This is a genomic window from Serratia sp. CoH_134_PS_4 (assembly GCF_058190535.1).
In genome coordinates, this window is record NZ_JBXWKI010000006.1 from 18,726 (window position 1) to 45,214 (window position 26,489).

Here is a 26,489-nt window from a genome sequence, read left to right on the forward strand (position 1 = left end):
GGGATTTCCGGCACGTCGGGATTATTTCGCTGCCGCAGCAGCCGTATTGACCCAGCCATCGAAGGTGGCCTGATGGGCTTTAATCCAGCCGTCTACGTGGCGCTGTATATCGCCGGCACTGTTCTCACCGTTATGCATACGCAGGTTCTGTGCGTTCACATCTGACAATGGCAGTTTCATGACGGCGAACAGCTTGGCAGCTGCCGGGTTGGCCTGCGCCCATTGTTTGTTGGCGACAATGTGTTCGTTATTGACGAAGAAACCGTAATTTTTACCGTTCGGTAATGCGGTCTCTTTATCTTTCAATGACCCAGGGCTGGCGGAGAATGGAACGGTGAGCCAGACGACGTCGCGGCCGGGCACGAGCTCGTCGCTGACCCAATAGGGTGTCCAGGTAAAATACAGCACTGGTTTGCCCTGTTTATAGCGGGTCAGGGTATCGGCGATGATGGCGGCGTAGTTACCCTGGTTTTGAGTGACGGTGTTACTCAGGCCATAGGCCTTGATGTGGGTGTCGATCACATTGCTGCATGCCCAGCCCGGTTCGCAGCCAGCCAGATCGGCTTTGCCGTCACCGTCAGCGTCAAACAGCTTGGCCAGCTTGGGATCTTTTAGCTGGGCAATATCACTGATGTGGTATTTGTCCGCGGTTTTTTTATCGATCAGATAGCCTTGTGCCGCATTCGTGATATAGGCACCCTGGCGATAGAACGTCTTATCGCCGCCGGCGCTTTGGTACATGTCTGTTTGCAACGGATCCCAATTCACTGCCATATAGGTGGCGTCACCGGAAGCGATGGAGGTATAGGCGACGTTATAGTCCACCTCGGCGGTAGGCTTGACGTCATAGCCCAGCTTGGTCAACGCGCGGTTAACCAGTTCTGTCTGGAAGCTTTCTTCCGCAATGGGGCTTTGCACGGGGTTAACCGTGACGCCTTTGCCGGGAAGTTCGACGGCGAACGCCTGTGTGCTTAGCCATGAAGTCAGGGCAATAGCCCAAATTCCTGTCGAGCGCATAGTGGTTCCTTCGATTTTATGGGGACTGCCGATACCCCCGGCCAACGCCGGGGGAAGGTCATTAAGGCTTTTTGATGAATGGACGGGCGACTAACCCAATCGGGCCGTGAGCATACCAACGACCGATGCCTTTGCTGCGACGATCGCGCCCCAGAGACTGTGTGAGGCGGTCCAGAATAATCGCCAGGATTACGATACCGACCCCCCCAACGGCGGCCAGACCCATATCGAGGCGGCCAATGCCACGCAGTACCATTTGACCCAGCCCCCCGACGGCGATCATCGAGGCAATAACCACCATCGACAACGCCAGCATCAGCGTCTGGTTTACGCCAGCCATGATGGTCGGCATAGCCAGTGGCAACTGCACTTTAAACAGCAGTTGGCGCGGGCTGGCACCGAAGGATTCGGCGGCTTCGATCAGATCTTCTGGCACCTGCTTGATGCCAAGAATGGTCAAACGCACGATCGGCGGCAGAGCAAAGATGATCGTGACCACCACCCCGGGCACGTTGCCGATACCGAACAGCATGACGATGGGCACCAGATAGACGAAGGCGGGTGTGGTCTGCATGGCATCGAGCAGTGGCCGAATAACTTTGCCGGCATGTTTGCTGCGTGCCAACCAGATACCTAGCGGCAAGCCGATGACGATACAGAAGAACAGGGCCGTCAGTACCAGGGCCAGCGTTACCATGGCTTGTGACCAGGCGCCAATTGCACCAATGGCAATCAGCGAGACCAGCGTCGCAGCCCCCATGCCGAGGCTGGAAAGCTGCCAGGCAATCAATGAAAACAGCAGAATGGCGATCGGTGCCGGCATGCCAAGTAGCAATTGTTGGAAGCCACTGAGGATAACGTCGACGGGAACGCGGATCCCCTGAAACAATGGGCGAAAGTGCAGTACGAGCCAATCGATGCCATGCGTTACCCAGGAGTCAAATGGCACCCAGGTCTTGTGGAACGGGTCCAGCAAGTTGAAATGCTCAGGCTGTGCCGGTGCGCTGTTAAGCCAGTCAGCGCCCTGTGCAGCCTGATTAGCGGCGTCATGGGCGGCGGGTGGTGGTGCGCTGGACCAGGCATCACCCGCAGGCGCCGTTGAACTTGCAGCGTCAGTTGCCGGTAGGGTGCTGGGGTCGGTAGGCGCGGTAGCCCAGGGATCCTGTGTCGTATCACTCATTCGTTGGGCCCTCTTTATCTAAAGCCTGCAACAGCATGGCTTTGGAAATAATTCCGATATAGTTATTGTCTTCGCAGACCACGGGGACAGCACAAGGCGCCAGGGCGACCAATGAAATCAGTTCGCTCAGTGGCATATCGGCTGGCACTGGGGCCGGAGCTTCCAGCAGGGCGTCGTCCAACGTTTGATTGGCGGCGAGCGCGTGCTTGAGCGAATCTATCGACACAACGCCGATAAATTTCTTTCCACGTTCAACAACATAACCGTAATCGCGGTCTTCATCGCGCAGCAGCTGCAATGCCGAACGCGGACCAAAACCGGGGGTTTTACGAATAAGCGCGACGGGGCGACGCTTGGCAATATCCTTGGCGCTGAAGACATGGCTGATATCGACGCCGCGGAAGAATGTACGGACATAATCGTTGGCCGGATTATTTAATATTTCCTCCGGCGTACCGACTTGAATCACTTCTCCACCTTGCATAATGGCAATGCGATCGCCAATACGCATTGCCTCATCCAAATCGTGGGAAATAAAGACGATGGTGCGTTGATGTTGAGCCTGTAATTTGACAAGCTCATCCTGCATCTCCGTACGGATTAATGGATCCAGTGCCGAGAAGGCTTCATCCATCAATAATATGTCAGGATTATTCGCCATGGCACGGGCTAATCCCACGCGCTGACGCATCCCGCCGGAAAGTTCATCGGGATAGGAATGCGCATAATTCTCCAGACCGACCTGACGCAGGGCCTCCTGCGCTTTTTCCTGGCGCTCCTGCGGCGGAATACCGGCTAACTCCATACCGAATGCAGTGTTATTCAAGACATTCATATGTGGCATTAAAGCGAATGATTGAAACACCATGCTGATCTTATTTCGACGGACGGTGCGCAGTGCGCTGTCGGATATTTTCGATATATCCTCGCCGTCAATCAGCACCTGCCCGCGGGTGGGTTCTATCAGACGATTGAGAAGGCGTACCAGGGTAGATTTTCCGGAACCGGAAAGCCCCATGATGACAAATATCTCGCCTTCTTCAATGGCCAGAGAGGCGTCTTTTACGCCTAATGATAACCCGGTTTTTTCAAGCAATTGGTCTTTTGTCAGGCCTTTATCAATCAGTTTGAAAGCGCGATCCGGATGTTCGCCAAATATCTTATATAGGTTCTTTACTTCGAGTTTAATTGCCATGCAATTTGCTGTTTCCTCTGATGAATTATCAAACGATAAAAATATCCCAATAGAAAATAATAGTCCTCTATACCCTAACACAGTGAATATCTGAGACAACCCTCAATGTCCGATGAATAGGATATTAGCGATTTACATCAGGTTTTCGATTGGTTATGGTAGTGCGGTGAATATTCAATTATCAACACCTAATATTCCCCGTAACAGGTTGGTTTTAGGTAAAGATAATCCGTTCTGATTATCGCTATTATTTTCCGGTCAAGTTGTCTTCTTGGACAATAAAAAACCCGACCATAGGTCGGGTAAAAGTCATCAGTATTTCATCAGTTTTCAACGACAGGTGCCGATATCGAGGGGGATATCGACGCAGGCATATTATCCCGTCATTATGACAGCCAGATGTCAGTTTAGGCTTTGCGATACAATCGACGCGGGTGGCCGATATTGCCGTACATCATCTCAACGCGTACAAACTGGGTGGCGACGCAGTATTCCAGATAACGTCGGGCCGTCGTTTTGCTAATACCGACTTTCTCGACAACATCTTCCACCGCGTGGGCAACCTCTGGTTGGTTGATAAACAGCGATTGAACCAGCTCTAACGTATTGGTTTCGATGCCTTTGGCACTGGGCTCGCTGGAAAACTGTTTGGATTGCAGGTTATAGAGTGCATCGACGTTGCTTTGGTCGATCACTTTGAACGTCCGCTGGGTTTGCACAAACTGCATAAAGCGTTCCAGCGAGTTGCGTAGGCGCTTGTAGGACACGGGTTTAATGATGTAATCGAAAGCGCCGTTACGGATCGCCTGGCTGCACGTGTTCATGTCACTGGCGGCGGTAATAAAGATCACGGAGCAACCGGGGTTTTTTACCCTGGCCTCTTCCATAAGCTCAATTCCCTGGCCATCCGGCAGAAAGTTATCCAGTAAGATCAGGCGTGGCTGGTGTGCATTGACTTTGGCTCTGGCCTCGGCCAGCGTGGCGGCATAGGCCACCACGCGCAGGGCAAAGTTCTGCTCAATGAACTCGGCGTGCAGCGTGGCCAACTGTGGCTCATCTTCCACGATCAAAACGTCCAGTGCTTCAGGTTGCATTATTCGGGTGCTCAAGATTGTTTAGGGATAAACAAAGAAAAAATAGCGCCGTGTGGCTCGTTGTCCGACACTTCTATGCTGCCATGCGCTTGGGCCACATGGCTGGCAACCAAATGCAAGCCGATGCCGTGGTCACCTTTGTCATCTTTAGTAGTGATGCCTTGTTCAAACAGCGTATCACGGATCTCCGCTGCAATGCCGGTACCGCGATCGGCCACTTCAATCACCAGTTCATTGCTGTTATCACTGATATAGAGTTCTACGGCTTCATGTGGCGGGCCACAACGAAGAGTCGCATCAACCGCATTATCCAGCAAATTCCCGATGATCGACATCAGTTCGGTTTCATTCAGCGCGGCCGGGATTTGCCGCAACTGACAGGCGGGATCGAATCGCAGCTCAACGCCTTTTTCCTTCGCGCTGGCGTATTTACCCAACAGCAGACCACAGAGCGCCGCAGAGCTGAAACGCTGCGAGATAAAATCGAGAATCTCTTGTGCGCCTTCTGACTGCGCCTCCACATAGCGAATCGCCTCGTCGTAGCGTTGCATATGCAACAGCCCTGCGAGGGTGGCAGTCCAATTGAGTTGTTCATGGCGCATGATCCGCAAGTTGTCGGCGTAACGTTTAACCTGGCTGAGTTGGCTGCTCAGGGTATTGATGTCGTTCTTGTCGCGGAAGCTGATCACCCAGCCCTGCAGCTCTTCTTCCTGCATGATGCGGACGCGGCTGGCGATGACCCGTACATGGTTGAAACGGCAGACTTCATCGTGGGTATCCTGATCTAACTGCGCAGCGCTGAAAAAGTCAGGTTGAGATTGAATCACCTCACCGATTTCACGTCCCATCAGGGCGCTGGCGGGTTGCCGCAAATCCAGTAACTCCCGCGCTGCGTGGTTGATGGTGATGATGCGAAGTTGGGGATCGACGGCAATAACGCCCTCATAAATCGCCTCCAGCAAGGCTTTTTGCTGGCGCACCAATAATGCAATTTCTTTCGGCTCCAACCAGAACATCTGACGTTTTAAATTCTTGGATAACAGCCATGAAAATACAAATAGCGCAATTAAGAGCAATACAATCGATCCTACGATTTGCGTTAGCGTTCTCGCATTCAGGTTGTCGATATGTGATTTAAGGTAGCCGACCGAAACAATACCGATGACATTATTATTTTCATCCATAATGGGTGCTTTGCTGCGCAGTGAAACACCAATGCCGCCTTTGCGGATAGAAATAATGCTTTTCCCTTCCAACACTTCTTTGTTATCACCGCCGACCATGGGCGTTCCAACAATATTGGGGTACTCGGAATGATAAAGATGCCGGGTTTGTTTATCGCCGATAACGATATAGCTGGCATCGCTGCTGGCGCGTATTTTCTTCATCAAGGCGGCAATGTTCACCGGATCATGGTTTTCGACCGCGGTGACCAACGACGGGATCAGGGCAATCTCCCGCGCCTGTACCTGTGCGCGGGCACCGAGGTCTCGGTGTAGCTGGGCATCGAGCTGATAGTAGGTGTAAGCACCAATGAATGTCAGCAGTAGGCAGGAGAAGGCAACCAGGCATAGAAAGAGTTTGATTTGAAATGAGAGTTTTATGCGCATGGCCTGGGGTTCACCCTGAGAGATCCTGAGTGCTTACCCTATCATGAGTCGCCGTTAATGTAATATTGCGCCGGATCAACTTGTGATCGCAGCCACGGGATTATCCTTATCTGGCAGACCGCGGAGCAGTTACAATAAAATGGACAATCCTTGAAGTAAAAATAACATTAACACCATTAAAACCACGCCATATTTTACATAATGACAATTAACACCATAGAAACCATAACCACCATTAAAAACCCTTTTTAATTTTGAACAAAATCACAGCAGATAATCCGTGCGTTTCTCTATGATGGCCGAACAAACTAATAAGAGGCCAGATTATGAGCACAACAGATGATTCTTTCCTCGCTGCCAAAGATAAAACCGCTGAAATACCGTTGCGGGAGAAATGGTGGCAGATACTGGACAATTACAAGGTAGGGATTATTCCGTTGCCGTTCTTTGTTCTGGCCGGCGTACTTATTTTATTGGATTGTCTGGAAGGGAAATTACCCAGCGATATTGTGGTGATGGTTGCCACACTGGCCTTCTTTGGTTTTGCCTGTGGTGAGTTTGGCAAGCGCTTGCCGCTGATCGGTAAAATGGGGGCAGCAGCGATTTGCGCCACCTTTATCCCTTCTGCATTGGTGCACTATGGGCTGTTGCCGGATGTGGTGGTGGAGTCGACCACCAAATTCTATAAGTCGACCAATATCCTTTATCTCTACATCTGCTGCATCATTGTCGGCAGTATTATGAGCATGAACCGACAGGTATTGATCCAGGGCTTCCTGCGTATTTTCGCGCCAATGCTGTGCGGTGAAATTGTCGGCATGTTGGTGGGGATGGCCGTAGGTATGGCATTGGGACTGGAACCGTTCCAGATCTTCTTCTTTCTGATTTTGCCTATCATGGCCGGTGGTGTCGGTGAGGGCGCTATCCCGCTGTCGATGGGTTACGCGGCAATCCTGCATATGGATCAGGGCGTGGCGCTGGGCCGTATTCTGCCGATCGTGATGCTTGGCGGCCTGACGGCGATTGTACTTGCCGGTTTGCTGAACCAACTGGGCAAACGCTACCCGCACTTGACCGGTGAAGGCAGCTTGATGCCTAACAAACAAGGCAATAGCGAAGTGAGCGCGGTGGAAAAATTCAGTGGCAAGGTGGATGTCAGCACCATTGCTTGCGGCGCCTTGCTGGCTATTTTGTTGTACATGGTTGGGATGTTGCTGCACCGCTTGATTGGCCTGCCTGCACCTGTAGGCATGCTGTTTGCCGCGGTGGCGGTGAAGCTGGCACACGGCGTGTCTCCGCGTATTCAGGAAGGTTCTCAAGTGGTTTATAAGTTCTTCCGCACCGCGGTGACTTACCCGATTCTGTTTGCCGTCGGTGTGGCAATCACCCCATGGCAAGAGCTGGTTAATGCCTTCACTCTCCAAAACCTGGTGGTGATTGTGAGCACCGTTAGTGCGTTGGTGGCGACCGGGTTCTTTGTGGGTAAGAAAATTGGTATGCACCCGATCGATGTGGCAATTGTGTCCTGCTGCCAGAGCGGGCAGGGCGGTACCGGTGATGTTGCCATACTTACCGCGGGCAATCGCATGTCGCTGATGCCGTTTGCCCAAATCGCTACCCGTATTGGCGGTGCGATTAACGTCTCCCTCTCATTGTTAGTGCTGGCCAAATTCTTCGTATAACGTAAAAAAGACCTTAGTTTTCTTTGCCTTTCCCCGCCCCCGCGGGGATTTTTTTTGCCTGTGTCATGGCCCCGCGGGCAGGTTCAGCGTTTTGCGTTAATACTTAGCGCTGCTGAATTTACAATTAAGGAGTTGTTATGCACTGGAAACACTACCTGTTGGGAGCGGCGTTGGCCGTCATGTCACTGCAGGTTTCGGCCGCTGCGCCGCAGGTGAAAAGCCCCGCGCCAGGCTTCTATCGCATTATGCTGGGCAGTTATGAAATTACCGTATTGTCCGATGGCATCATTCGTTTGCCAGCGGATAAATTGCTGTTGAATAGCTCGCCAAAACAGATTGAAACCGCGTTAGCCGAGCATCACCAGAGCCTGCCTGTCGCCACTTCGGTGAATGCCTATTTGGTCAACACCGGCAGTAAGTTGATTCTGATTGATACCGGTGCCGGCACGTTGCTGGGGGATGGATTGGGCAAATTGGTCGCCAATCTGAAGGCTGCCGGCTATCAGCCGCAGCAGGTGGACGAAATCTATCTGACCCATATGCACCCGGACCATCTAGGTGGCCTCACGCAAAATGGCGTGGCGATGTTCCCGAATGCGGTGGTGCGAGCCAGTCAGCAGGATGTCGATTTTTGGCTGAGCGAGAGCCGATTGAAGCAGGCGAAGACCGAAGACAAGGCGTCGTTCGAAAGAGCGATGGCGGCGATAAAACCTTATCAGGCTGCCGGGCACTTTACACCGTTCAACGGCGACGGTGAGTTGTCTCCGGGGATCAGGGCATTTGCAGCTCACGGCCACACGCCGGGTCACAGCATTTATCAGGTCGATAGCAAAGGAAAAAGTCTGCTGGTGATTGGCGATCTGATCCATGTGGCGGCAGTGCAGCTCCCTCATCCGCGCGTGGCCATTCGCTTTGACAGCGATGCAAAGGCCGCGGTGGCTGAGCGCCTGCGCGTCTTCGGTGATAGCGCCCAGCAGCGTGTGCTGGTGGGCGGGGCGCATCTGTCGTTTCCTGGGTTAGGCTATCTCAATAAACAAGGCGACGGATACGACTGGGTGCCGCTGGGCTATGGTGCTCTGTAAATTGCTGGCCGCCTTAACGGGCGGCTTTTTAGCCATTGCGCGCGGCAAATACCTTGCTGAACCAGTCGATAAATACCCGGACCCGAGGCGAAAGTTGACGGTTACGGGGATACAGCAGTGAAACCGGCATCGGCGTGGAAGGGAACTGCGGCAATAGCGGCAACAGGCTGCCCTCGGCAAGGCTGTCGCGCAGGTGATAGCGCGGTACCTGAATAATGCCCAACCCCCTGTGTGCCGCTGCGACCAGACTTTCTGCTGCACTCACCGATACAGTGCAGGGCAGTGTTACCTGGTGAGGATGTCCAGCGACAGTAAACTCCAGGGGCATGATTGTGCCGCTGGCCGAAGAACGGAAACCGACCATTCGGTGCCCGTCAAGTTGGTCGAGGCTCAGTGGCGTACCGAAGCGTTGCAGATAGTCAGGCGCCGCGCAGGTAACCTCTTCCAGCTCACCCAAACGACGCGCCACCATATCACTGTCTTTTAGCCTGCCGACGCGCACCATGCAGTCGATGCCCTCCCGTACCGGATCAACCAGCCTGTCACCTTCGCTCATGAAAAATTCGATGTCTGGGTATTGCGCCAGAAAATCGGGTAGGTCCGGCAAGAGAAAATGACGCGCTAACGTGCCGTGGACATCGATGCGCAGTAACCCACGCGGCTTGGCGCCGGCAAAAGCCATCTCGGCATCTTCTATATCCGCCAGAATGGTCAGGCAACGCTGATAGTAGGCTTCCCCGTCCAGCGTCGGGCTGACGTGGCGGGTGGTGCGTTGCAGCAAACGCACTTGCAGCCGGGCCTCCAGTTGTTTGATGGCGTCGGTCACCGTCGAGCGCGGCAGGCCCAGATCCTGCGCAGCCTGCGTAAAGCTACGTTGTTCCACCACGCGGGTGAACAGGCGCATGGCGTCAATTCTGTCCATGAGTATTGTTCGTTAAAATCGGATAGTGATAACGAAGAGTAGGGGATTATTCGCCATAGCGAAAGGTGCATGATGATCCGACGCCGGCAAGCCGCAGGCGCATACCTGACGAGGATAGATAAGATGAACACCACTTCACAACGCGTCGCCATCGTAACCGGCGCATCACGTGGCATCGGCGCAGCCATTGCCGAACGCCTGGCTGCCGATGGTTTTACCGTAATCGTCAACTATTCGGGTAATCAGACCTTGGCGGATCAACTGGTGCGTAACATTGAACACAACGGCGGGCGGGCGCTTAGCGCCAAAGCCGACGTCAGTGATGCCACGGCCGTTGCCCAACTGTTTGATCGTGCGGAGCAGGCGTTTGGCGGCGTCGATATCCTGGTGAATAACGCCGGGGTGATTGCATTGGCGCCGGTTGCTGAAATGAGTGACGCCGAGGCTGACAGGCTGATTGATATCAATCTGAAGGGGACGTTCAATACCCTGCGAGAAGCCGCGAAACGGCTGCGTGATAACGGCCGTATCATCAACTTTTCTTCCAGTGTGGTCGGGCTGTTGCAGCCAAGCTATGGTATGTATGCTGCCACTAAGGCCGCGGTTGAGGCATTGACCAGCGTGCTGGCGAAAGAGCTTCGCGGCCGTAATATCACGGTGAATGCCATCGCGCCGGGGCCAACGGCCACCGGATTATTCCTGGACGGGAAAACGCCGGAGCTGATCGCGCGCCTGGCGAACATGGCACCGCTAGAGCGCCTGGGCCAGCCGCAGGATATTGCGGCGGCGGTCTCCTTCCTGGCCGGTGCCGACGGCGCCTGGATCAACGGTCAAACCCTGCGTGCCAATGGCGGTATCATCTGATCGCGTCGGGGCGGTTTCTCTGACGGCAGGATCGGGTATCCTGTTGTCAGACATCCACCGGAGGAAAGCGTCCCATGGTAGGCCGCAGCAGAAGAAGAAAAACCCGCAGTCAAATAGACGACGGTGTCCGTTCGCCCTGTAATAACGTTTGCCAGATCGACACCGATAAATCGTGGTGCCGTGGGTGTTGGCGCACGTTGGATGAAATCGCCGCTTGGTCGAGCGCAGATGACGAGGAAAAACGGGCTATCTGGCAGCGCATCCGACAGCGTGCCGGAAATATCTAAACACCAGGGGCGCGGCATGCTGCGCCCGTTCACCGGTTATCGTTATAGGGCGAAGCTATTCGCCCCTGCATTACGCTTAGAAATCCCAGTCGTCATCTTCGGTATTGACCGCTTTGCCAATCACGTAAGACGAGCCAGAGCCGGAGAAGAAGTCGTGGTTCTCGTCGGCATTCGGTGACAGCGCCGACAGAATAGCCGGATTGACCTCAGCCATTGATGGCGGAAACAACGCTTCATAACCCAGGTTCATCAATGCCTTGTTGGCGTTATAGTGCAGGAAGGTTTTCACGTCCTCGCTCCAACCGACGCCGTCGTATAACTCCTCGGTGTAACGCACTTCGTTGTCATACAGATCCTGCATGAGATCGAACGCGAAGTTTTTCACCTGTTGACGGCGTGCCGCGTCCACGTTCTCCAATCCCTTCTGGAACTTATAACCAATGTAATAGCCGTGTACCGCTTCGTCACGAATGATCAGACGGATCAAATCGGCGGTGTTGGTCAGTTTGGCACGGCTTGACCAGTACATCGGCAGATAGAAACCCGAATAGAACAGGAATGACTCGAGGAACACGCTGGCGACCTTTTTCATCAGCGGATCGTCACTGCGGTAGTGGGCCAGAATGATGCTGGCCTTTTTCTGCAATGCGCGATTCTCCTCGCTCCAGCGGTAGGCATCGTCAACGTCTGGCGTTTGGCACAGCGTGGAGAAAATCGAGCTGTACGAACGTGCGTGCACCGCCTCCATAAAACTGATGTTGGAGTACACCGCTTCTTCGTGCGGTGTGATGGCATCGGCAATCAGTGCCGGTGCCCCGACGGTGTTTTGAATGGTGTCCAGCAGCGTCAGCCCGGTGAACACCCGAATGGTCAGTTGCTGCTCCTTTGGGGTCAGCGTTGCCCACGACGGAATGTCGTTCGACAACGGCACTTTTTCTGGCAGCCAGAAATTGGAGGTCAGGCGGTTCCACACCTCCAGGTCCTTATCGTCTTCAATGATGTTCCAGTTGATTGCGCGTACCAAGGGTGACGGTTTAACGGTATTCATAAGTTGCCTCACAGCGCACAGGACACACAGCCCTGCACCTCGGTGCCTTCCAGCGCCATCTGGCGCAGACGGATGTAATAGATGGTTTTGATACCTTTACGCCAGGCGTAAATCTGTGCACGGTTGATGTCGCGCGTGCTGGCGGTATCACGGAAGAACAGCGTCAGCGACAGCCCTTGATCGACGTGCTGGCTGGCAGCGGCGTAGGTATCAATGATCTTTTCTGGCCCAATGTCATAGGCATCCTGGTAATACTCCAGATTGTCGTTGGTCATATAAGGCGCGGGATAATACACACGACCGATTTTGCCCTCCTTGCGGATCTCGATGCGCGACACGATCGGATGGATGCTGGAGGTGGAGTTATTGATGTAGGAGATGGAGCCGGTCGGTGGCACCGCCTGTAGGTTTTGATTGTACAGCCCGTGCATCATCACCGACTGGCGCAACGCCAACCATTCTTCGCGACCGGGAATGGCAATATTGGCGTCGGCGAACAAGGCACGTACCCGCTCAGTCTGTGGCAGCCATTCTTGTTCGGTGTACTTGCTGAAATACTCGCCGGAGGCGTAGGTGGAGTCCTCAAAACCGCCGAACGCGCTGCCGCGCGCGATCGCCAGCTGGTTAGAGGCACGAATGGCGTGGTAAGCAACGGTGTAGAAATAGATATTGGTGAAATCGATGCCTTCTTCAGACCCATAGAAGATGCGTTCACGTGCCAAATAACCATGCAGATTCATCTGGCCCAGGCCGATAGCGTGGGAGCTGCGGTTACCCTCGGCAATTGACGGTACAGAACGAATGTCGCTCATGTCGGCCACCGCCGTCAGTGCGCGGATCGCGGTGTCGATTGCTTTGCCGAAGTCCGGCGCATCCATGGTTTTGGCGATGTTCAGCGAGCCAAGGTTGCAGGAAATATCCTTGCCTACCTGGTCATAGCTCAGATCGTCGTGATAAGTGCTGGCGCGGTTAACCTGTAAAATCTCCGAACACAGGTTGCTCATATTGATGCGCCCGGCGATCGGGTTTTCGCGGTTGACCGTATCTTCAAACATCATATACGGATAACCGGATTCGAACTGGATCTCCGCCAGCACCTGGAAAAACTCGCGCGCATTGATGCGTGATTTGCGGATGCGTTTGTCATCCACCATCTCGCGGTATTTTTCGCTGACGCTGATTTCCGAGAAAGGTACGCCGTACACCTGTTCGACGTCATACGGCGAGAACAGGTACATCTCTTCGTTATTCTTCGCCAGTTCGAAAGTGATATCCGGGATCACCACCCCCAGCGACAGCGTTTTGATGCGGATTTTCTCGTCGGCGTTTTCACGCTTGGTATCGAGGAACCGTAAAATATCCGGGTGATGAGCGTTGAGATAGACCGCACCCGCCCCTTGGCGTGCGCCCAGCTGATTGGCATAAGAGAAGGCGTCTTCCAGCATTTTCATGATCGGTATCACGCCGGAAGACTGGTTTTCAATGCGCTTGATGGGGGCACCGACCTCCCGGATATTGGTCAGCAAAAATGCCACGCCGCCACCGCGTTTCGACAGTTGCAGTGCAGAATTTACCGCCCGGCCGATCGACTCCATGTTGTCTTCAATCCGCAGCAGAAAGCAGGACACCAGCTCACCACGCTGCTGTTTGCCGCAGTTGAGAAAGGTCGGGGTTGCAGGCTGAAAACGCCCGGAAATCATCTCCTCCACCAGATCTTGCGCCAGCGTGGTATCACCTGCCGCCAACGTCAGCGCCACCATACACACCCGGTCTTCATAGCGTTCCAGATAGCGTTTGCCGTCAAACGTTTTCAGCGTGTAGCTGGTGTAGTACTTGAAGGCACCGAGGAACGTCTCGAAGCGAAATTTTTTCGCGTAAGCTTGCTGGAACAGCTGCTTGATAAAAGCGAAGTCGTATTGTGCCAGTACGCTCTGCTCGTAATAGCCTTCTTCTACCAGATAGCGCAGCTTCTCTTCCAGGTTGTGGAAGAACACGGTGTTCTGATTTACGTGTTGCAGGAAATAGTGCCGCGCCGCCAGCCTGTCCTTATCAAACTGGATATGGCCTTCAGCATCATAAAGATTGAGCATCGCGTTGAGCGAATGGTAATCCAGCGCGCTCGTGGCGGGTCTGGTCAGTTCTGTCGTTGCCAAAATGCGGTTACTCCCTGTCGAACGTTTGCAACGTCTTGTGTGGTGCCGAGCAGCTCAAAACGATAGAGAAAAGGCACCTGACATTTCTTGGCGATGATGTCGCCGGCAATGCCGTACGCTGCGCCGAAGTTGGTATTCCCGGCGGCAATCACGCCGCGCAGAAACGCGCGATTCTGTGGAACGTTGAGAAAGCGGATCACCTGGATTGGCACGGCTCCCACGGCGCTACCGCCGCCATAGCTGGGCACAATCAGAATATAAGGTGTTTCCATTAGCAGTTTGCTGCGGGCGCCGGCGATCGGTATGCGCATCGCCGGTAATCCCAACTTTTCAACGAACCTGTGGGTGTTCTCCGAACTGCTGGAGAAGTAGACCAGCGGGTTCATGGTTGACCTCAGGATGCAAGGGCGTGAGCCAGCGCGCCAATTTTATCGGGCCGGAAACCGGACCAATGATCGTCACCGGCAATAATCACCGGAACCTGCTGGTAGCCAAGGGATTTCACATGGCTCAGCGCCTGTTGATCCTGGGTGAGGTCGATCACCTGATAACCAATCCCTTGCTTATCAAATGCGCGATAGGTGGCGTTGCACTGGACACAGTCCGGTTTACTGTAAATAATAATGCTCATGATTCGCATTTACCTTTTGTATTGAAGGAAAGGCGGACAGGTCAGATAACGGAGCATTGAACGGCGTTTCTGACGGCGTTACCGACCGCGACATGTTCCCTGCGGTTGATGGAATAAATACTATATGTTGATATTTAATTTATCAACCACGCTATATATGGTGTTTTGGTGAATTTTGCGCGGAGGCCGCAGCGGGGCTGGAAATGCGGTGAGGAAAATTTTTTTGCGGGCGGTTATCGGTGAAAATCCCCTCTCGCAGCAAGAGGGGAAAGCGCATTTTTATCACTGGCGCATGCTGACGGCCAGGCGGTTAAAGGCATTCATGATGCTGATGGCGAAGGTCAAATCGGCAATTTCTGCGTCGCTGAAATGCGCTTTTAGCGCTTCAAACGCGCTGTCTGGCGCGCCGGTTTCGGCGATCAGCGTGACAGACTCTGCCCATTCCAGTGCCGCACGTTCGCGTGCGCTGAATTCATGGCTGACACGCCAGCCTGCCAAGGTATCCAGTTTAGCGTTGCTAACACCACTTTCACGCAGGGCCTTGCTGTGCATATCCAGGCAGTAGGCACAGCCGTTGATCTGCGATACACGCATGAACATCAGTTCAATTGTTGCCTTGTCCAGGGCACCCTTTTCCAGTGCCATAAGGGCGTTCACCATGCCTTTGTACGGTGCAGGAGAGAGTTCGGAATAGTTCAAACGTTGCTTAATCATGGTCAACCTCGGTTAGCGAGTAGCAGAATCTTGACGCTACTTTAAGGGCAATATGGACTATGCTATAGGGCCATAAAATGATTATTTAATCAGGCCATGATGCGTCAGTTTCTTTCCTCCCTGCGGCTGGACAGCCAGCTTGCCGATCCTTTGTACCGGCAGATTTATCTGCGAATTAAAGACGCCATTACGCAGGGCACCTTGCAAGCCGGCAGCCGATTGCCCTCGGTGCGTGGGCTGGCGAGCGATCTCAGTGTGGCACGCGCCACGGTGGAAAACGCGTATGGTCAGCTGATCGCTGAGGGGTTTGTGCAAAGTCGGGGGCAGGCGGGTACTTATGTTTCGCCACAGGTGCAGAACTTACCTGTGCGGGCAGCATCGACGGCGGAGCCTTTACCGGCGGTGACGGCGAATCCGTTGCATCCCACTGGGGCTACTCAGCCGTTTCAGTTGGGGTTGCCGGCGCTGGATGTTTTTCCGCGTGCGCTATGGCAGCGGATTGTTGGTCGCCAATTACGGACGAGCCCGCTGGCTTCGCTGGCGCATCCGTCAACTCAGGGTTTGCCTGAACTCCGCGCGGCGATTGTCAATTATTTGCAACTTTCACGTGGCATCAACTGCCGTCCAGAGCAGGTCTTTATCTGCGCCGGGTATCAGGCATTGCTGGATCTGGTGATCGGTACCTTGCTTAAGCCGGGCAATGAGGTGTGGTTGGAAGATCCGGGCTACCCGGTGACGCTGCCGCTCTTCCAGGCCGCGGGTATGCGGCCGGTAGCGGTACCGGTTGATGAAGAGGGAATGGACATTGCCGCCGGCATGGCGAAGGCGCCTTTGGCAAGCATGGCAGTATTGACGCCGACTCACCAAAGCCCACTAGGGGTATCACTCAGCCTGGCGCGGCGTATGGCCTTGCTTGAGTGGGCACAGCAGCAGGCGGCATGGATCCTTGAAGACGATTACGACAGCGAAGTTCGCTATCATGGCCGTCCGCTACCGCCATTGAAAAGCCTCGATCGCCAGGGGCGAGTGCTCTACGCCGGAACCTTCAGCAAAACGCTGTTCCCGGCGCTGCGCATGGCTTATTTGGTCGTGCCCGTCGGGCTGGTGGAGGTTTTTGGTCACGGCAGCCGGTTGCGGGGCTGCGGTTGCCCACCACTGATGCAGGCCAGCGTGGCAGACTTTATTAATCAGGGGCATTTTTATCGCCACCTGAAACGGATGCGGCCAATCTATCGCCAGCGACGTGCGTGGTTGGCGCAGGCGCTCGAGCAACAATTGGCTGAGCACTTGGCGGTGGTCTCACAAGCGGGTGGCATTCAGTTGCTGGCACGGTTAGCGGAGCATGGGCAGGACCGGCGTTTGGCGGAGGAGGCCTGGCGGCGCGGATTGTCGGTACAGGCGTTATCGGACTGGCAAATCACAGGACCAACAGGCTCTGGCCTGCTCATGGGCTTTGCCAATTTTACTCAGCAGGGTGAAGCCGAACAGGCGGTGGCCAGGTTGGCTGAATTGTTCAACAGTGGACATTAAACGGCCCGCGGTTTCCCGCGGGCCAGACGCACATTTGTTTTATCTTTATGACTGCAGGGGGTGTTAACGCCGGGCCAGCAGAACGCCAAGGACGATGCCAACCGCGGCCCCGATTCCTACGCCCTGCCAAGGTTTTTCGCGCACGTAGCTATCGGCGTGTTCGACGGCATCGCGAGCATGCTGTGTCAGATTAGTGGAACCATTGAAGCGTGCCCGGGCATCACGTAATACACCTTTTGCCTTACTGTGCAGCTCTTTCAGTTCCTCTTTGGTCTTGTCACCGGACTCCCGTAACACTTCGTCCAGCGTATCGGCCAGAAGGGTAACGTCTTGATCGATGTCGCGTTCTACTTTTTCTGATCTCTTAAACATTCGATTCTCCGTTTCGACACATGTCTATTAAGTGTAGACCATTTTTCAAACTGTGTTGGCGATCACGGAAAAAACTGTCATTAAGCGCTGTTTTCGCGGCGGATAGCGACGCAATAGAAGCCATCAGCAGCCGGCGGCAATAAAGTCGCCGTTGGCGCTCACCGGGATGACAGAATTGAACAGCACCAATGCGAACAGGATCAGCAATATCCCCCCTAAAATAACGGCCAGTCGTGATACCTGCGCCAGGCGTTTACCTGTCAAATGGTCGTTGGCAGCGATAAATTTTTCACGTGCATGGTGTACCAGGGTGGCGAGAATCATGATCGACAGCGCCGTTCCCAGCGCCATGCTGAGTGCGGAAATCACGCCCCAGGTGAACATGCCAACGGCGTTGGCAAACACCAAGATGAGGATCGCACCGCTGCAGGGGCGGATACCGATAGAAACGATAAGCCACAGTGCATTGCGCCAGCCCCCCGTCAGGGCTGTTGCATCAGGCAGATGCCGATGGCCGCAGCCACAATCGTCTTCTGGGCTGTGCTGTGTGGTTGTTGTTAACGGCCTTAGCGCCTTGAACGCCAGTCGCTTGCGCTGGGGTAGCCCCACGGCGCGCAGGATCACCACCAGGCCGAACGCGGCGATAAACAGTGCGCTGCCTTTTTCCAGCCAGTAACGGCTCAGGCTCAGATCGCCCATCGACAAATTCAGCGCGATTGCCAGCACCAGCACGAAAAGGATCGCCACAACGCCTTGCATCAGGCTACCGAGCAAAGTGATCAGCCGGCTGGCGTTCAATTGTCTACGGTGGGTCGCCAGGTACGTGGTGATAACAAACTTGCCGTGGCCCGGGCCGACGGAATGCAGGAAACCATAGATAAAGCTGCACAACGCCAGCATCACACCACCGCTGTACTGATGATTGCGCTGTTGCAATAAGTACAGCACCAGATAACGGTGCATATAGATCTGGGCATTGATGCAGTATTGGACGAACTCCGCCCAGTGGCGGGCGAACAGATAGAGCATAACCAGCAGCAACAGAACACCGGCGCCCAGACCGGCAACGTTTGCCGGTGTGACTTTCATCGTTGAGGTTTTCATGGCGCTGCCAGCCTGTAGCAAAAGGGGATATTCAGCTTCCAGCATAGACTTGTGTACAGGGTTCACAAGCGCTGTACATTTGGTTACTCGGCGAAACCAATCACTCACGGAAGCGGTTCATCGATTCCTCTAGTATCTGCTTCAACGGCCCAACGGGGCTTACTGAAAAAACACTCTGAGGAATTAAAGATGAAAAAAGTATTAGCCCTGATCGTTGCTGCTACCATGGGTCTGTCTTCTGTTGCTTTCGCTGCTGATGCAGTAGCTCCAGCAGCAGCACCTGCTGCAACTGCAACCACGACTACCGCTGCGCCAGCTGCTGCTGAGAAGGCTCCTGCTAAAGCGACTCATCATAAGAAGACTCACCATAAAGCAACCAAGAAAGCCCCAGCACAGAAGGCTCAGGCCGCTAAAAAGCACCACAAAGCGACCAAGAAAGCCCCAGCACAGAAAGCTCAGGCTGCTAAAAAACACCACAAAGTGAGCCACAAAGCCCCAGCACAGAAAGCTCAGGCTGCTAAAACTCACCACAAAGTAAGCAAAAAAGCGCCAGCTCAAAAAGCCCAGGCTGCTAAAAAACACCACAAAAAAGCGCCAGTGCAGAAAGCTCAGGCCGCTAAAAAGCACCACAAAGCGGCTAAAAAATCAGCAACTCCAGCTGCTTAATTGAGTGACAAATGCGGGGCCTGAGGGTGCCGCATCATCCAGACGCGATGCAAACACCCGGTTTTTCCGGGTGTTTTCTTTTGAGGGCTAGCTCATGATGATCAATCGTTATTTGTTCGAAGTGATTTTCAGCGCCGTCACCTTATGCGGACTGATTGTTGCCTGGGAACTGTTCCTGGCAGACGGCTTTCTCTGACGCCTGATTATTGGGTCAGTGTGGTTTCGTGCAGATGCCGCCAACCCAGCCCAGTCTGGGTCTGCGTAAACACCACGGTAGAGTTACGCAGCGTTGCCCCTTGTCCTGGCAGCATTTGCTTTTCGCGATAGCTAACCACCGCCCCCGTTGGCCATTCGGCCACTAACGTCATTTCTTCTATTGTGATAACCAGCCCCGGTTTAACGGCACGATTGGCATGGAAGAATGCGCTAAGCGCAGCGAAATCCAGCCGGTTCCCGTTCAGCGCGATCATGCTGAATGCGGGATCAAAACGCGCCAGCAGCGTCTGTTCTTCCCCTGTACCTTTTTCCAGCCAGTTTTCAATGGCGACATGAGCGTCGATCACTTCGGTAAAATATTGATTCATGAGAGATCCTGTTGAGTCTTAAGGTGGCGCACAATTGCGCGGTTAGCGATGCGCAGGCATAGCAGTAGTGGAATTAACGTGCTGGCGGCGGCCAGGTAGAAACAGCTTTTATAGGCAACGGCCGGGGGAAAATGCTCAAGCAACAGGTTCAGCACTAAGCTGAGCAGGGCGACGCCCAGGCAAAAGCTGAGCTGCCGATTGATGTTCCATAGCGCACTGGCGTCGGCCAATTGTTCATCGGCAATATGCAGAAAGGCGCTGCTCTGCGCTGTGCTGCTGCACAGGCTGCCGCCAAACCCCATAAGGGCGAAAGCCGCTACCTGCAACCCATACTCCCCGGCGTGCGCAATCTGCGATAGCGCCAAAATACCCAGCCCTTGCAGCAGACAGCCGACGATAAACAGGGGGCGTGGGCCAACGCGATTAAATTTTTTGCCGGTTAGTGTGATGGCCAGGAATGAGGCCAAAGACCAAGGTACCATCAGGCTGCCAACTTGCGCGGCACGCATTCCGAGTTGATTTTGCAAATACAACATGGCAACCAGGCTGACTCCGATAAAGACACCCGGTATGCATTGGTAAATGATCATCGAGGTGCGCAGCAGCGGCTCTTGCACCAGTCGCAGGTTCAACAAGGGCTGCGTGATACGCAAACTGCGCCGCAGGTAATAGGTCAGCGTTAATGCCCCTGCGGCCAGCAATAAGAAGCCCTGTAGCAGGCCGCCGGTTTCACCCAGCCGCGTGAGGCCAAGCAGAATCAGTGTCAGGGCCGTGCAGGCGCAGAGCAGCCCGTTAACGTCGAGTGGCCTGGGTTGGGCGTCTGGTGCTTGCGGACGTAACCACAGTGCTGCCAGCAAGAGCGCCAGCGCTGCCAATGGCAAGTTAGCGAAAAAGACCCAGCGCCAGTCAAGCCGATCAACAATGAGTCCACCCAGTGCAGGTGATAACGCGGGTGCCAGCAAGCCGACCAGCATAATGGCGGCGGAAAGCCCCGCACGTTCATGGCTTCTGTACAGTTGATAGGTCAATGTTTGGCCTATCGGGATCAGCAAACCGCCCCCCATGCCTTGCAACACACGCCAGCCAATCAGTTCCCCGATTGAACTCGCATTACCGGCTGCGGCCGTCGCCAGCATAAACAGTGTCAGAGAAACCAAAAATACGCGTTTCCCACCAATGCGTTGCGCCAGCCAGGCGCTGAGTGGGATCACCAGCGTCAGGCCGAGAATATAACCATTGCTGACCCACGCCAATTCACCGACTGAGGCATGAAAGGTATGCCCGATAGACGGGTAAGCGACGTTAGCGATAAACATGTTGATCAGATCGACGAAAAAACCGAGCAGATAGACGATTGCGACTTTGATGCGATAGGGCATGGTGCCTCCGGTTGAAGGCGAGCAGTGTAGCGGGCGGGAAAGTGCGGATAAATCGGCTGCGAGCGATTACACTGTCAAAATAATTTTGACAATAAAGGGCGGTAACATGCTTAACCTGCAGCGTTTGGCTATCTTTGTGGCGGTGGTGGACGCCGGCAGTTTTACCGCTGCTGCGGTAGCGCTCGGGCAAACCAAGGCGGTGGTGAGTTTCAACGTCAAACAGTTGGAAAGTGAGCTAGGCGTATCCTTACTGGTGCGTAGCACCCGGCGGCTGGCACTTACCGATGCGGGTGAACGCTTTTATCAGCGCTGCCTGCGCTTGTTGCAAGATGCCGAGAATGTGTTGGACGACGTACGCCGCGATCACCACGGGTTAAGCGGTGTCTTACGCATCACAACCACGCCTGAATACGGGGCTCAGATCGTGGTACCGGCATTGGCGGCATTTTCCCGCCTGCATCCGCGTTTGCGCATTCAACACGTATCCTCTTCTTATCATGCCGATTTGATTTCAGAGCGCTTTGACGTGGCTATCCGCCTGGGGCAACTGGCAGATTCTAGCCACCGGGCGGCTCTGCTGGACAGTTTTGCCATCTTGCCGGTCGCGTCGCCGGACTATCTGGCGCGACATCCTGTTGAGTCATTAACCCAATTGGCGCAGGCGCAGTGGATCGCCCACAGTCGCCTCAGCTCGCCCTTGAGCTGGCAGGTTGTGACGCCAGAACGGCAAGCGGTGTTGTTCAAAGTTGAAGACACTGCCACGCTAATGGGCGACAGCGCTTCTGCGCTGCTCGCGTTTTCCCTGCATGGCGCTGGAGTGGCACTGCTGCCGGCGTGGCTGGTGCAGCCGGCAATAGCATCAGGAAAACTGTGTCATTTGTTGCCAGATCACAGCTTCCCTGAACAGAGTATTTATGCCCTGTACCCCAATACCCGCCATGTGCCGGAAAAGGTACGGGCGTTTATTGATTTTCTGCGTGAACAGGTAACCAGGGGTGAATAAAGCTCAGAATGCTAGCCACCGTTTGCTGGTGTACCCATTCGCGTTGCGCGTTGGAAGAAGCGCATAACACCTCCGCATCTTTCTCTTCTTCTGCCAGGATTTGACGTCCATTGGGCTGGCAAAGCGGAGTAAAATCGAAATGATTGCCTCTGGATAACCGTAGTGCATGAATCGGTTGCTGCCCCGCCTCTTTGGCCAGCGCGGCACCGCCAAGGCCGGGGATCTGGCCGTCTGGCTCGAAACGCTGAGGTTCGACGATCAATAAAGGGGCGCTGAGCTGATGCAGGCTGGCAGGCAGCAGATAAGGCACCATACCGGGATCGAGGGCGACGGCAAAGCGGATGCGCGGGTCGGTATAGTCTGCATCAAATTGCTGGGTGGAGAGGGTCCCCAGATCAACCTTGGCCCGAGTATAAAACTGGCAGTTGGGCGAGCGTGGCGCTTGCTGGCAACCGCGAATGAAATCGGTGAGCCGGACTCGACCACCGATGATGGCAATCGCACTGTAACCGCCCTTCGAGTGGCCGATAACACCAATGGCTTTATGATTAATGGCCTTAGCCCAGTGGGGATCTGCCGTGATGGCGCTAATCAAGGCAGAAATATCGTCGGTCTGTAACCACAGCTTGGCGGAGCGTGCGGGGATTGAGTCACCGGTGGTGCTACCGGGATGATTAGCCGCCACCACGACCACGCCTTGCTGGACAAGAGCGGCTGCCAGCCAGGCCTGGCTGCTGTTATTACCACCGCTACCGTGACTGATCACGATCAGCGGAAAGCGCCCATTGGCTATAGGTGCATCAGGCTGGCTTTGAATGCCGGTAAAGACCGGATTCGCACCGATGAGCTGGGGGGAACCTGTCTCGGTGGTGGGGTAGTAAATTCGGCTGGTCAACGTACGTGGACCGTCCTGAAAGACGTCATCCCGGGTGGCAACCTGGTAAGGGGCGGCGCTCGCGGCACCACATAAGACCCACAATAACAACAATGCTCTTTTCATTTTCACTCCTCAATGTATCAACGTCGAGAGAGTGACATTGGCGGGGCAGTCCGGCGACCTCGATCGTGATCCGGGTCGTTAAATGATTGTTTTAACAGTACACTGCCGGTTCTGTGTAAAGACAACAAGATGCTGACGATGCCGCTTATTCCGCTCACTTTTCTGTTTGGTTTATTGTGCCTGGGGCTGCTGTATCGGCTGGGGCGACCACATGCGCAACGCTGGGTCTTTCAGTTATTGCTGCTGTTGTGTGCTTGGCAAAGTGTGCTGGTGGGCATCCGTTACGGCTACGGCCTGGCTCAATTAAATGGGTTGCAACCTTTCAGCGCAGTGGCGATCCCCACGCTAACGTATTTGGCTTTTTTGGCCAGTACCCAAGGCAGGCTAAGGCGGCGAGAACTGTGGCACCTGATGCCACTGTGCCTGACGTTGTTGGCGAGTTTGGCCGCGCCTTTTTGGTTGGATACGTTGATCGTTGGCACTGACCTGGGCTATGGCGTGGCGCTGCTGTATGCGCTGCGGCGTGGTGAGAACAGCCTGCAGCAGGTGGCGCTGGCGGACAGTTGGCTCAGTTATCGGTTGTGGCGCGGTTTGGGCATGTTACTGATCGCGGTAGCGATAGCCGATCTGGTGATCACACTCGATTTTTCACTGTTTGATGGGCGACATGCCGGTTGGATGGCCACCCTCGTTAATGTGCTGGTGGCATTGAGCCTCTGCCTGGTGTTGGCCCGCAGCCGACCCTCGGAAAGCCCGGTGGATGTACTTCCAGAGCCCACGGAAGATGCCGCAGAGGATGAAGAACGGCTGGCCGAGTGGTTTGCGCAGGTACAGCAACGGCTGCGACAGGATGACCTTTATCTGGAACCAGAACTGAATCTGGCGCGGCTGGCGCGAAAAGTTGGCTTACCGGCACGCCGTGTGTCACAAGCCATCAATCGGCATGCGGGCATGAATGTGTCGCAATATGTTAATCAACTGCGTATTTGCCAAGCGGCGCAGTGGTTGCTTGCCGATGACCGTTCGATCACCGAGATCATGCAGGCGGCGGGCTTTACCACCAAGTCGAACTTTAACCGTGAGTTTTTACGCATTTATGGCGTCAATCCGAGCGAATGGCGCAGGCAACAAACGCGTAGTTAAATAATAATTCGTTATAACTCTCACATTTATCATCGGATCCCATCGGGGTATGCTGAACGCTGTTGCCTACCCCGTTCGATGCGAGCCACCGTTGATGACCGCAATCAGTTCCAAAGAAAACAATCTCCAACTGAATAAACGTATTTTGTCGGTCGTGATGTTCACCTTCGTTTGCTACCTGACCATTGGCCTGCCGTTGGCGGTGTTGCCTGGGTTTGTACATAACGATTTGGGGTACAACTCGGTGTTGGCCGGTCTGATCATCAGCGCCCAATATTTTGCTACCTTGTTTAGTCGACCGCATGCCGGGCGCTATGCCGATCAGCTTGGGCCGAAAAAAGTGGTGTTGTTCGGGCTGGCTTGCTGCGGGGTGAGCGGTCTGTTTTATGCCCTGGCTTTTTGGTTCGGCGGGGTGCCGTTGTTGAGTTTAATCCTGCTGTGCGTCGGCAGGGTATTTCTCGGTGTTGGCGAAAGCTTTGCCAGTACGGGGTCTACGCTGTGGGGGATTGGCCTGGTGGGGCCGCTGCATACCGCCCGGGTTATCTCGTGGAATGGGGTGGCAACGTACGGTGCGATGGCGGCTGGGGCGCCGCTCGGTGTTTACCTCAACCAGCACTGGGGATTGGCCGGGGTAGCGGCGTTAATCGTGTTGGCGGTGGCGGTTTCACTGTGGCTGGCGAGCGCTAAACCCACCGTTTCAATCACTGCCGGTAAACGCATTGCCTTTAGCGCGGTGTTGGGGCGTATTTGGACCTACGGCGTGGGGCTGGCGATGGGCACCGTGGGGTTTGGGGTTATCGCCACCTTTATTACCCTCTACTATGCTGATAAAGGTTGGAGCGGTGCCGCGTTCTCGCTGACGTTGTTCAGTGGTGCTTTTGTCGGCATTCGTTTGATTTTCAGTAATACCATCAATCGTCACGGTGGGTTAACGGTGACGTTGGTGTCATTCCTGATTGAGATTGCCGGGCTGCTGCTGATTTGGCTGGCGACGGATCCACTGATGGTGCAGGCCGGCGCGTTGCTGGCAGGAGCCGGTTTTTCTCTGGTTTTCCCCGCGTTGGGCGTGGAGGCGGTGAAGCAAGTGCCACAGCAAAATCAGGGCACCGCACTGGGTACTTACTCCGCGTTTCTTGATTTGGCGCTGGGGATCACCGGGCCATTGGCGGGTTTGTTGATGAGCCATACGGGGGTGCCATCAATCTATCTGGCGGCTGCGTTGATGGTGTTTATGGGCGCTCTGCTGACGCTGCGTTTGCTGCTGCTAAACCGGCAAAATATATAGTTAAGGATTATTCCTAAACCCACATTCATACCGAAAAATTTATTGTTTCATCTCATGATTGCGGTAAGGTCGCTCAGCGGTCCAGAACGAGAGGAGAAATCGATGTATTTACGGCCGGATGAAGTGGCTAGAGTGTTGGAGAATACTGGCTTTGAGCGTGATTATGTCACCGACCAGTCTTATGGTTACCGCAAGGGTGAGCACTACGTGTATGTGAATCGTGAAGCGCGGATGGGCAGAACCGCGTTGGTGATCCACCCTGCACTGAAAGAGAAAAGCGTGCATTTCGCCACGCCGACCTCGCCGGTGCGCACCAGCGATCAGTACCTTGAGTTTCCCCTGGATTTAAGCAGTGATGCCCCGAGTGCGCGCTACGGCATTCCACACGGCTTCAGCTCGCGTGATGCGCTTTCGCGCTATATCTACAGCATGTTTCAGTAATGCCTCCCCCGCCTGCGGGGGACACTTTCACCCATTCGCGATAGCGTCCTGATTAAAACGCTCGTTGTACGCGCGGCGAAACTGCGCCAATTCGAAGGCGTCTATATCCAGTTCGGTAAAGTAAAACAGGGCGGCTTCAGTGTGTTCGGCATGCAGCTCTGGCGATAGTCCTGCCCGCATCAGCGTTTCCCGCCACAGGGCAATCTGGTGGTCATCCGCCTGTTTGATAAAGGTCAGATAGATAAACAGCAAATAGGCTGCCTGGTGCATCTCTTCGGTGTAGCCGTTGTTTAAAACGCGGATAAAGGTTTGGCTGTTACGGCTGCCCATCTCCTGAATCATCGATTCAACCAACATCGGTTTTACTTTCAGCAAGTGGGCCAGAGAGTCGATGGCTTTGCGCGTATCGGAAGTCAAAATGCGGTAACCAATAATAAATACAACGATCAGGGCAGCGATGATGATCCAGGTCATTTATGATTTATTACACTCTCAGAACGCCA

General features: G+C 54.4%; 27 protein-coding genes. 10 read left to right on the forward strand and 17 right to left on the reverse strand.

Going from position 1 to position 26,489, the window contains the following annotated elements; genetic code table 11:
• Positions 1 to 21: 21 nt before the first annotated feature.
• The 5 genes from proX to AC2FCQ_RS11255 form a co-directional block, all read right to left on the reverse strand.
• The gene (gene proX, locus AC2FCQ_RS11235; protein WP_490308323.1) at positions 22 to 1,017 is read right to left on the reverse strand and encodes a glycine betaine/L-proline ABC transporter substrate-binding protein ProX; all 996 of its coding nucleotides are present in this window, start codon (positions 1,015 to 1,017) and stop codon (positions 22 to 24) included.
• Positions 1,018 to 1,078: 61 nt separating this feature from the next.
• Positions 1,079 to 2,197, reverse strand: coding sequence for a glycine betaine/L-proline ABC transporter permease ProW (proW, locus tag AC2FCQ_RS11240; RefSeq protein ID WP_209640371.1), 1,119 nt, complete (start codon positions 2,195 to 2,197; stop codon positions 1,079 to 1,081).
• A complete protein-coding gene (gene proV / locus AC2FCQ_RS11245) occupies positions 2,190 to 3,392 on the reverse strand; it encodes a glycine betaine/L-proline ABC transporter ATP-binding protein ProV (protein ID WP_490308322.1) in 1,203 nt (400 codons plus the stop codon). Before proV ends, proW begins: the two co-directional genes overlap by 8 nt.
• 407 nt (positions 3,393 to 3,799) lie before the next feature.
• Positions 3,800 to 4,486: a response regulator gene (locus tag AC2FCQ_RS11250; protein WP_209640365.1), complete on the reverse strand. Its 687-nt coding sequence runs from the start codon at positions 4,484 to 4,486 to the stop codon at positions 3,800 to 3,802.
• 11 nt (positions 4,487 to 4,497) lie between these two features.
• Entirely contained in the window at positions 4,498 to 6,096 is a 1,599-nt protein-coding gene (locus AC2FCQ_RS11255; protein WP_490308321.1) for an ATP-binding protein, read from the reverse strand.
• 326 nt (positions 6,097 to 6,422) lie between these two features.
• Here AC2FCQ_RS11255 and AC2FCQ_RS11260 point away from each other — a divergent pair, with 326 nt between their 5' ends.
• Together AC2FCQ_RS11260 and AC2FCQ_RS11265 are read left to right on the forward strand one after the other, a co-directional pair.
• Positions 6,423 to 7,778, forward strand: coding sequence for a 2-hydroxycarboxylate transporter family protein (locus AC2FCQ_RS11260; RefSeq protein WP_209640358.1), 1,356 nt, complete (start codon positions 6,423 to 6,425; stop codon positions 7,776 to 7,778).
• A 137-nt stretch (positions 7,779 to 7,915) separates the two neighbouring features.
• Positions 7,916 to 8,860: an MBL fold metallo-hydrolase gene (locus AC2FCQ_RS11265; protein WP_490308319.1), complete on the forward strand. Its 945-nt coding sequence runs from the start codon at positions 7,916 to 7,918 to the stop codon at positions 8,858 to 8,860.
• A 28-nt stretch (positions 8,861 to 8,888) separates the two neighbouring features.
• Here AC2FCQ_RS11265 and AC2FCQ_RS11270 read toward each other — a convergent pair whose 3' ends face one another.
• Positions 8,889 to 9,782 (reverse strand): LysR family transcriptional regulator, encoded by an 894-nt coding sequence (locus AC2FCQ_RS11270; RefSeq protein WP_490308318.1) that lies wholly within the window; start codon positions 9,780 to 9,782, stop codon positions 8,889 to 8,891.
• 123 nt (positions 9,783 to 9,905) lie between these two features.
• On the opposite strand from AC2FCQ_RS11270, the gene AC2FCQ_RS11275 reads away from it, so the two are divergent.
• Positions 9,906 to 10,646 carry an SDR family oxidoreductase gene (locus tag AC2FCQ_RS11275; RefSeq protein WP_209640349.1) on the forward strand — a complete coding sequence of 247 codons (741 nt, stop codon included), beginning with the start codon at positions 9,906 to 9,908 and terminating at the stop codon, positions 10,644 to 10,646.
• A 74-nt stretch (positions 10,647 to 10,720) separates the two neighbouring features.
• Positions 10,721 to 10,933 (forward strand): DUF1289 domain-containing protein, encoded by a 213-nt coding sequence (locus tag AC2FCQ_RS11280; protein WP_209640346.1) that lies wholly within the window; start codon positions 10,721 to 10,723, stop codon positions 10,931 to 10,933.
• 76 nt (positions 10,934 to 11,009) lie between these two features.
• Here the strand turns inward: AC2FCQ_RS11280 and nrdF are convergent, their stop codons facing one another.
• The 5 genes from nrdF to AC2FCQ_RS11305 form a co-directional block, all read right to left on the reverse strand.
• A complete protein-coding gene (gene nrdF, locus AC2FCQ_RS11285; protein WP_209640343.1) occupies positions 11,010 to 11,981 on the reverse strand; it encodes a class 1b ribonucleoside-diphosphate reductase subunit beta in 972 nt (323 codons plus the stop codon).
• Positions 11,982 to 11,989: 8 nt separating this feature from the next.
• Positions 11,990 to 14,134, reverse strand: a complete 2,145-nt coding sequence (gene nrdE / locus AC2FCQ_RS11290) for a class 1b ribonucleoside-diphosphate reductase subunit alpha (RefSeq protein WP_490308317.1) — start codon at positions 14,132 to 14,134, stop codon at positions 11,990 to 11,992.
• Positions 14,116 to 14,520: a class Ib ribonucleoside-diphosphate reductase assembly flavoprotein NrdI gene (gene nrdI / locus AC2FCQ_RS11295; RefSeq protein WP_209640336.1), complete on the reverse strand. Its 405-nt coding sequence runs from the start codon at positions 14,518 to 14,520 to the stop codon at positions 14,116 to 14,118. The genes nrdE and nrdI overlap by 19 nt, the downstream gene beginning before the upstream one ends.
• Positions 14,521 to 14,528: 8 nt before the next feature.
• A complete protein-coding gene (nrdH, locus tag AC2FCQ_RS11300) occupies positions 14,529 to 14,765 on the reverse strand; it encodes a glutaredoxin-like protein NrdH (RefSeq protein WP_037422220.1) in 237 nt (78 codons plus the stop codon).
• A 282-nt stretch (positions 14,766 to 15,047) separates the two neighbouring features.
• The gene (locus AC2FCQ_RS11305) at positions 15,048 to 15,479 is read right to left on the reverse strand and encodes a carboxymuconolactone decarboxylase family protein (protein ID WP_404760672.1); all 432 of its coding nucleotides are present in this window, start codon (positions 15,477 to 15,479) and stop codon (positions 15,048 to 15,050) included.
• Positions 15,480 to 15,575: 96 nt separating this feature from the next.
• Between AC2FCQ_RS11305 and pdxR the strand changes: the two genes are divergently transcribed.
• Positions 15,576 to 17,009 (forward strand): MocR-like pyridoxine biosynthesis transcription factor PdxR, encoded by a 1,434-nt coding sequence (pdxR, locus tag AC2FCQ_RS11310; protein ID WP_490308316.1) that lies wholly within the window; start codon positions 15,576 to 15,578, stop codon positions 17,007 to 17,009.
• 63 nt (positions 17,010 to 17,072) lie between these two features.
• On the opposite strand, the gene AC2FCQ_RS11315 is transcribed toward pdxR, so the two are convergent.
• Entirely contained in the window at positions 17,073 to 17,381 is a 309-nt protein-coding gene (locus AC2FCQ_RS11315; RefSeq protein ID WP_209640324.1) for an ElaB/YgaM/YqjD family protein, read from the reverse strand.
• Positions 17,382 to 17,504: 123 nt separating this feature from the next.
• Positions 17,505 to 18,485 (reverse strand): nickel/cobalt transporter, encoded by a 981-nt coding sequence (locus AC2FCQ_RS11320; protein WP_209640418.1) that lies wholly within the window; start codon positions 18,483 to 18,485, stop codon positions 17,505 to 17,507.
• A gap of 189 nt (positions 18,486 to 18,674) precedes the next feature.
• On the opposite strand from AC2FCQ_RS11320, the gene asr reads away from it, so the two are divergent.
• Complete coding sequence (asr, locus tag AC2FCQ_RS11325) at positions 18,675 to 19,151, forward strand: acid resistance repetitive basic protein Asr (protein ID WP_209640321.1); 477 nt, start codon at positions 18,675 to 18,677, stop codon at positions 19,149 to 19,151.
• Between the two features lie 203 nt (positions 19,152 to 19,354).
• Here the strand turns inward: asr and AC2FCQ_RS11330 are convergent, their stop codons facing one another.
• Positions 19,355 to 19,735: a DUF4440 domain-containing protein gene (locus tag AC2FCQ_RS11330; RefSeq protein WP_265557060.1), complete on the reverse strand. Its 381-nt coding sequence runs from the start codon at positions 19,733 to 19,735 to the stop codon at positions 19,355 to 19,357.
• Complete coding sequence (locus tag AC2FCQ_RS11335) at positions 19,732 to 21,114, reverse strand: MFS transporter (protein WP_490308315.1); 1,383 nt, start codon at positions 21,112 to 21,114, stop codon at positions 19,732 to 19,734. Before AC2FCQ_RS11335 ends, AC2FCQ_RS11330 begins: the two co-directional genes overlap by 4 nt.
• Positions 21,115 to 21,220: 106 nt before the next feature.
• On the opposite strand from AC2FCQ_RS11335, the gene AC2FCQ_RS11340 reads away from it, so the two are divergent.
• Positions 21,221 to 22,117: a LysR family transcriptional regulator gene (locus AC2FCQ_RS11340; RefSeq protein WP_265557062.1), complete on the forward strand. Its 897-nt coding sequence runs from the start codon at positions 21,221 to 21,223 to the stop codon at positions 22,115 to 22,117.
• On the opposite strand, the gene AC2FCQ_RS11345 is transcribed toward AC2FCQ_RS11340, so the two are convergent.
• Positions 22,077 to 23,117 carry an alpha/beta hydrolase family protein gene (locus AC2FCQ_RS11345; RefSeq protein WP_490308314.1) on the reverse strand — a complete coding sequence of 347 codons (1,041 nt, stop codon included), beginning with the start codon at positions 23,115 to 23,117 and terminating at the stop codon, positions 22,077 to 22,079. The two genes, AC2FCQ_RS11340 and AC2FCQ_RS11345, sit on opposite strands and share 41 nt — an antisense overlap.
• Positions 23,118 to 23,246: 129 nt before the next feature.
• Between AC2FCQ_RS11345 and AC2FCQ_RS11350 the strand changes: the two genes are divergently transcribed.
• From AC2FCQ_RS11350 to AC2FCQ_RS11360, 3 genes are all read left to right on the forward strand, one after another.
• Positions 23,247 to 24,260 (forward strand): helix-turn-helix domain-containing protein, encoded by a 1,014-nt coding sequence (locus tag AC2FCQ_RS11350; protein ID WP_404760676.1) that lies wholly within the window; start codon positions 23,247 to 23,249, stop codon positions 24,258 to 24,260.
• A gap of 94 nt (positions 24,261 to 24,354) precedes the next feature.
• Positions 24,355 to 25,545, forward strand: coding sequence for an MFS transporter (locus tag AC2FCQ_RS11355; RefSeq protein ID WP_265557065.1), 1,191 nt, complete (start codon positions 24,355 to 24,357; stop codon positions 25,543 to 25,545).
• A 102-nt stretch (positions 25,546 to 25,647) separates the two neighbouring features.
• Positions 25,648 to 25,986, forward strand: coding sequence for a DUF2002 family protein (locus AC2FCQ_RS11360; RefSeq protein WP_037422190.1), 339 nt, complete (start codon positions 25,648 to 25,650; stop codon positions 25,984 to 25,986).
• A 27-nt stretch (positions 25,987 to 26,013) separates the two neighbouring features.
• On the opposite strand, the gene AC2FCQ_RS11365 is transcribed toward AC2FCQ_RS11360, so the two are convergent.
• Positions 26,014 to 26,460: a DUF1198 family protein gene (locus tag AC2FCQ_RS11365; RefSeq protein WP_209640302.1), complete on the reverse strand. Its 447-nt coding sequence runs from the start codon at positions 26,458 to 26,460 to the stop codon at positions 26,014 to 26,016.
• Positions 26,461 to 26,489 lie beyond the last annotated feature (29 nt).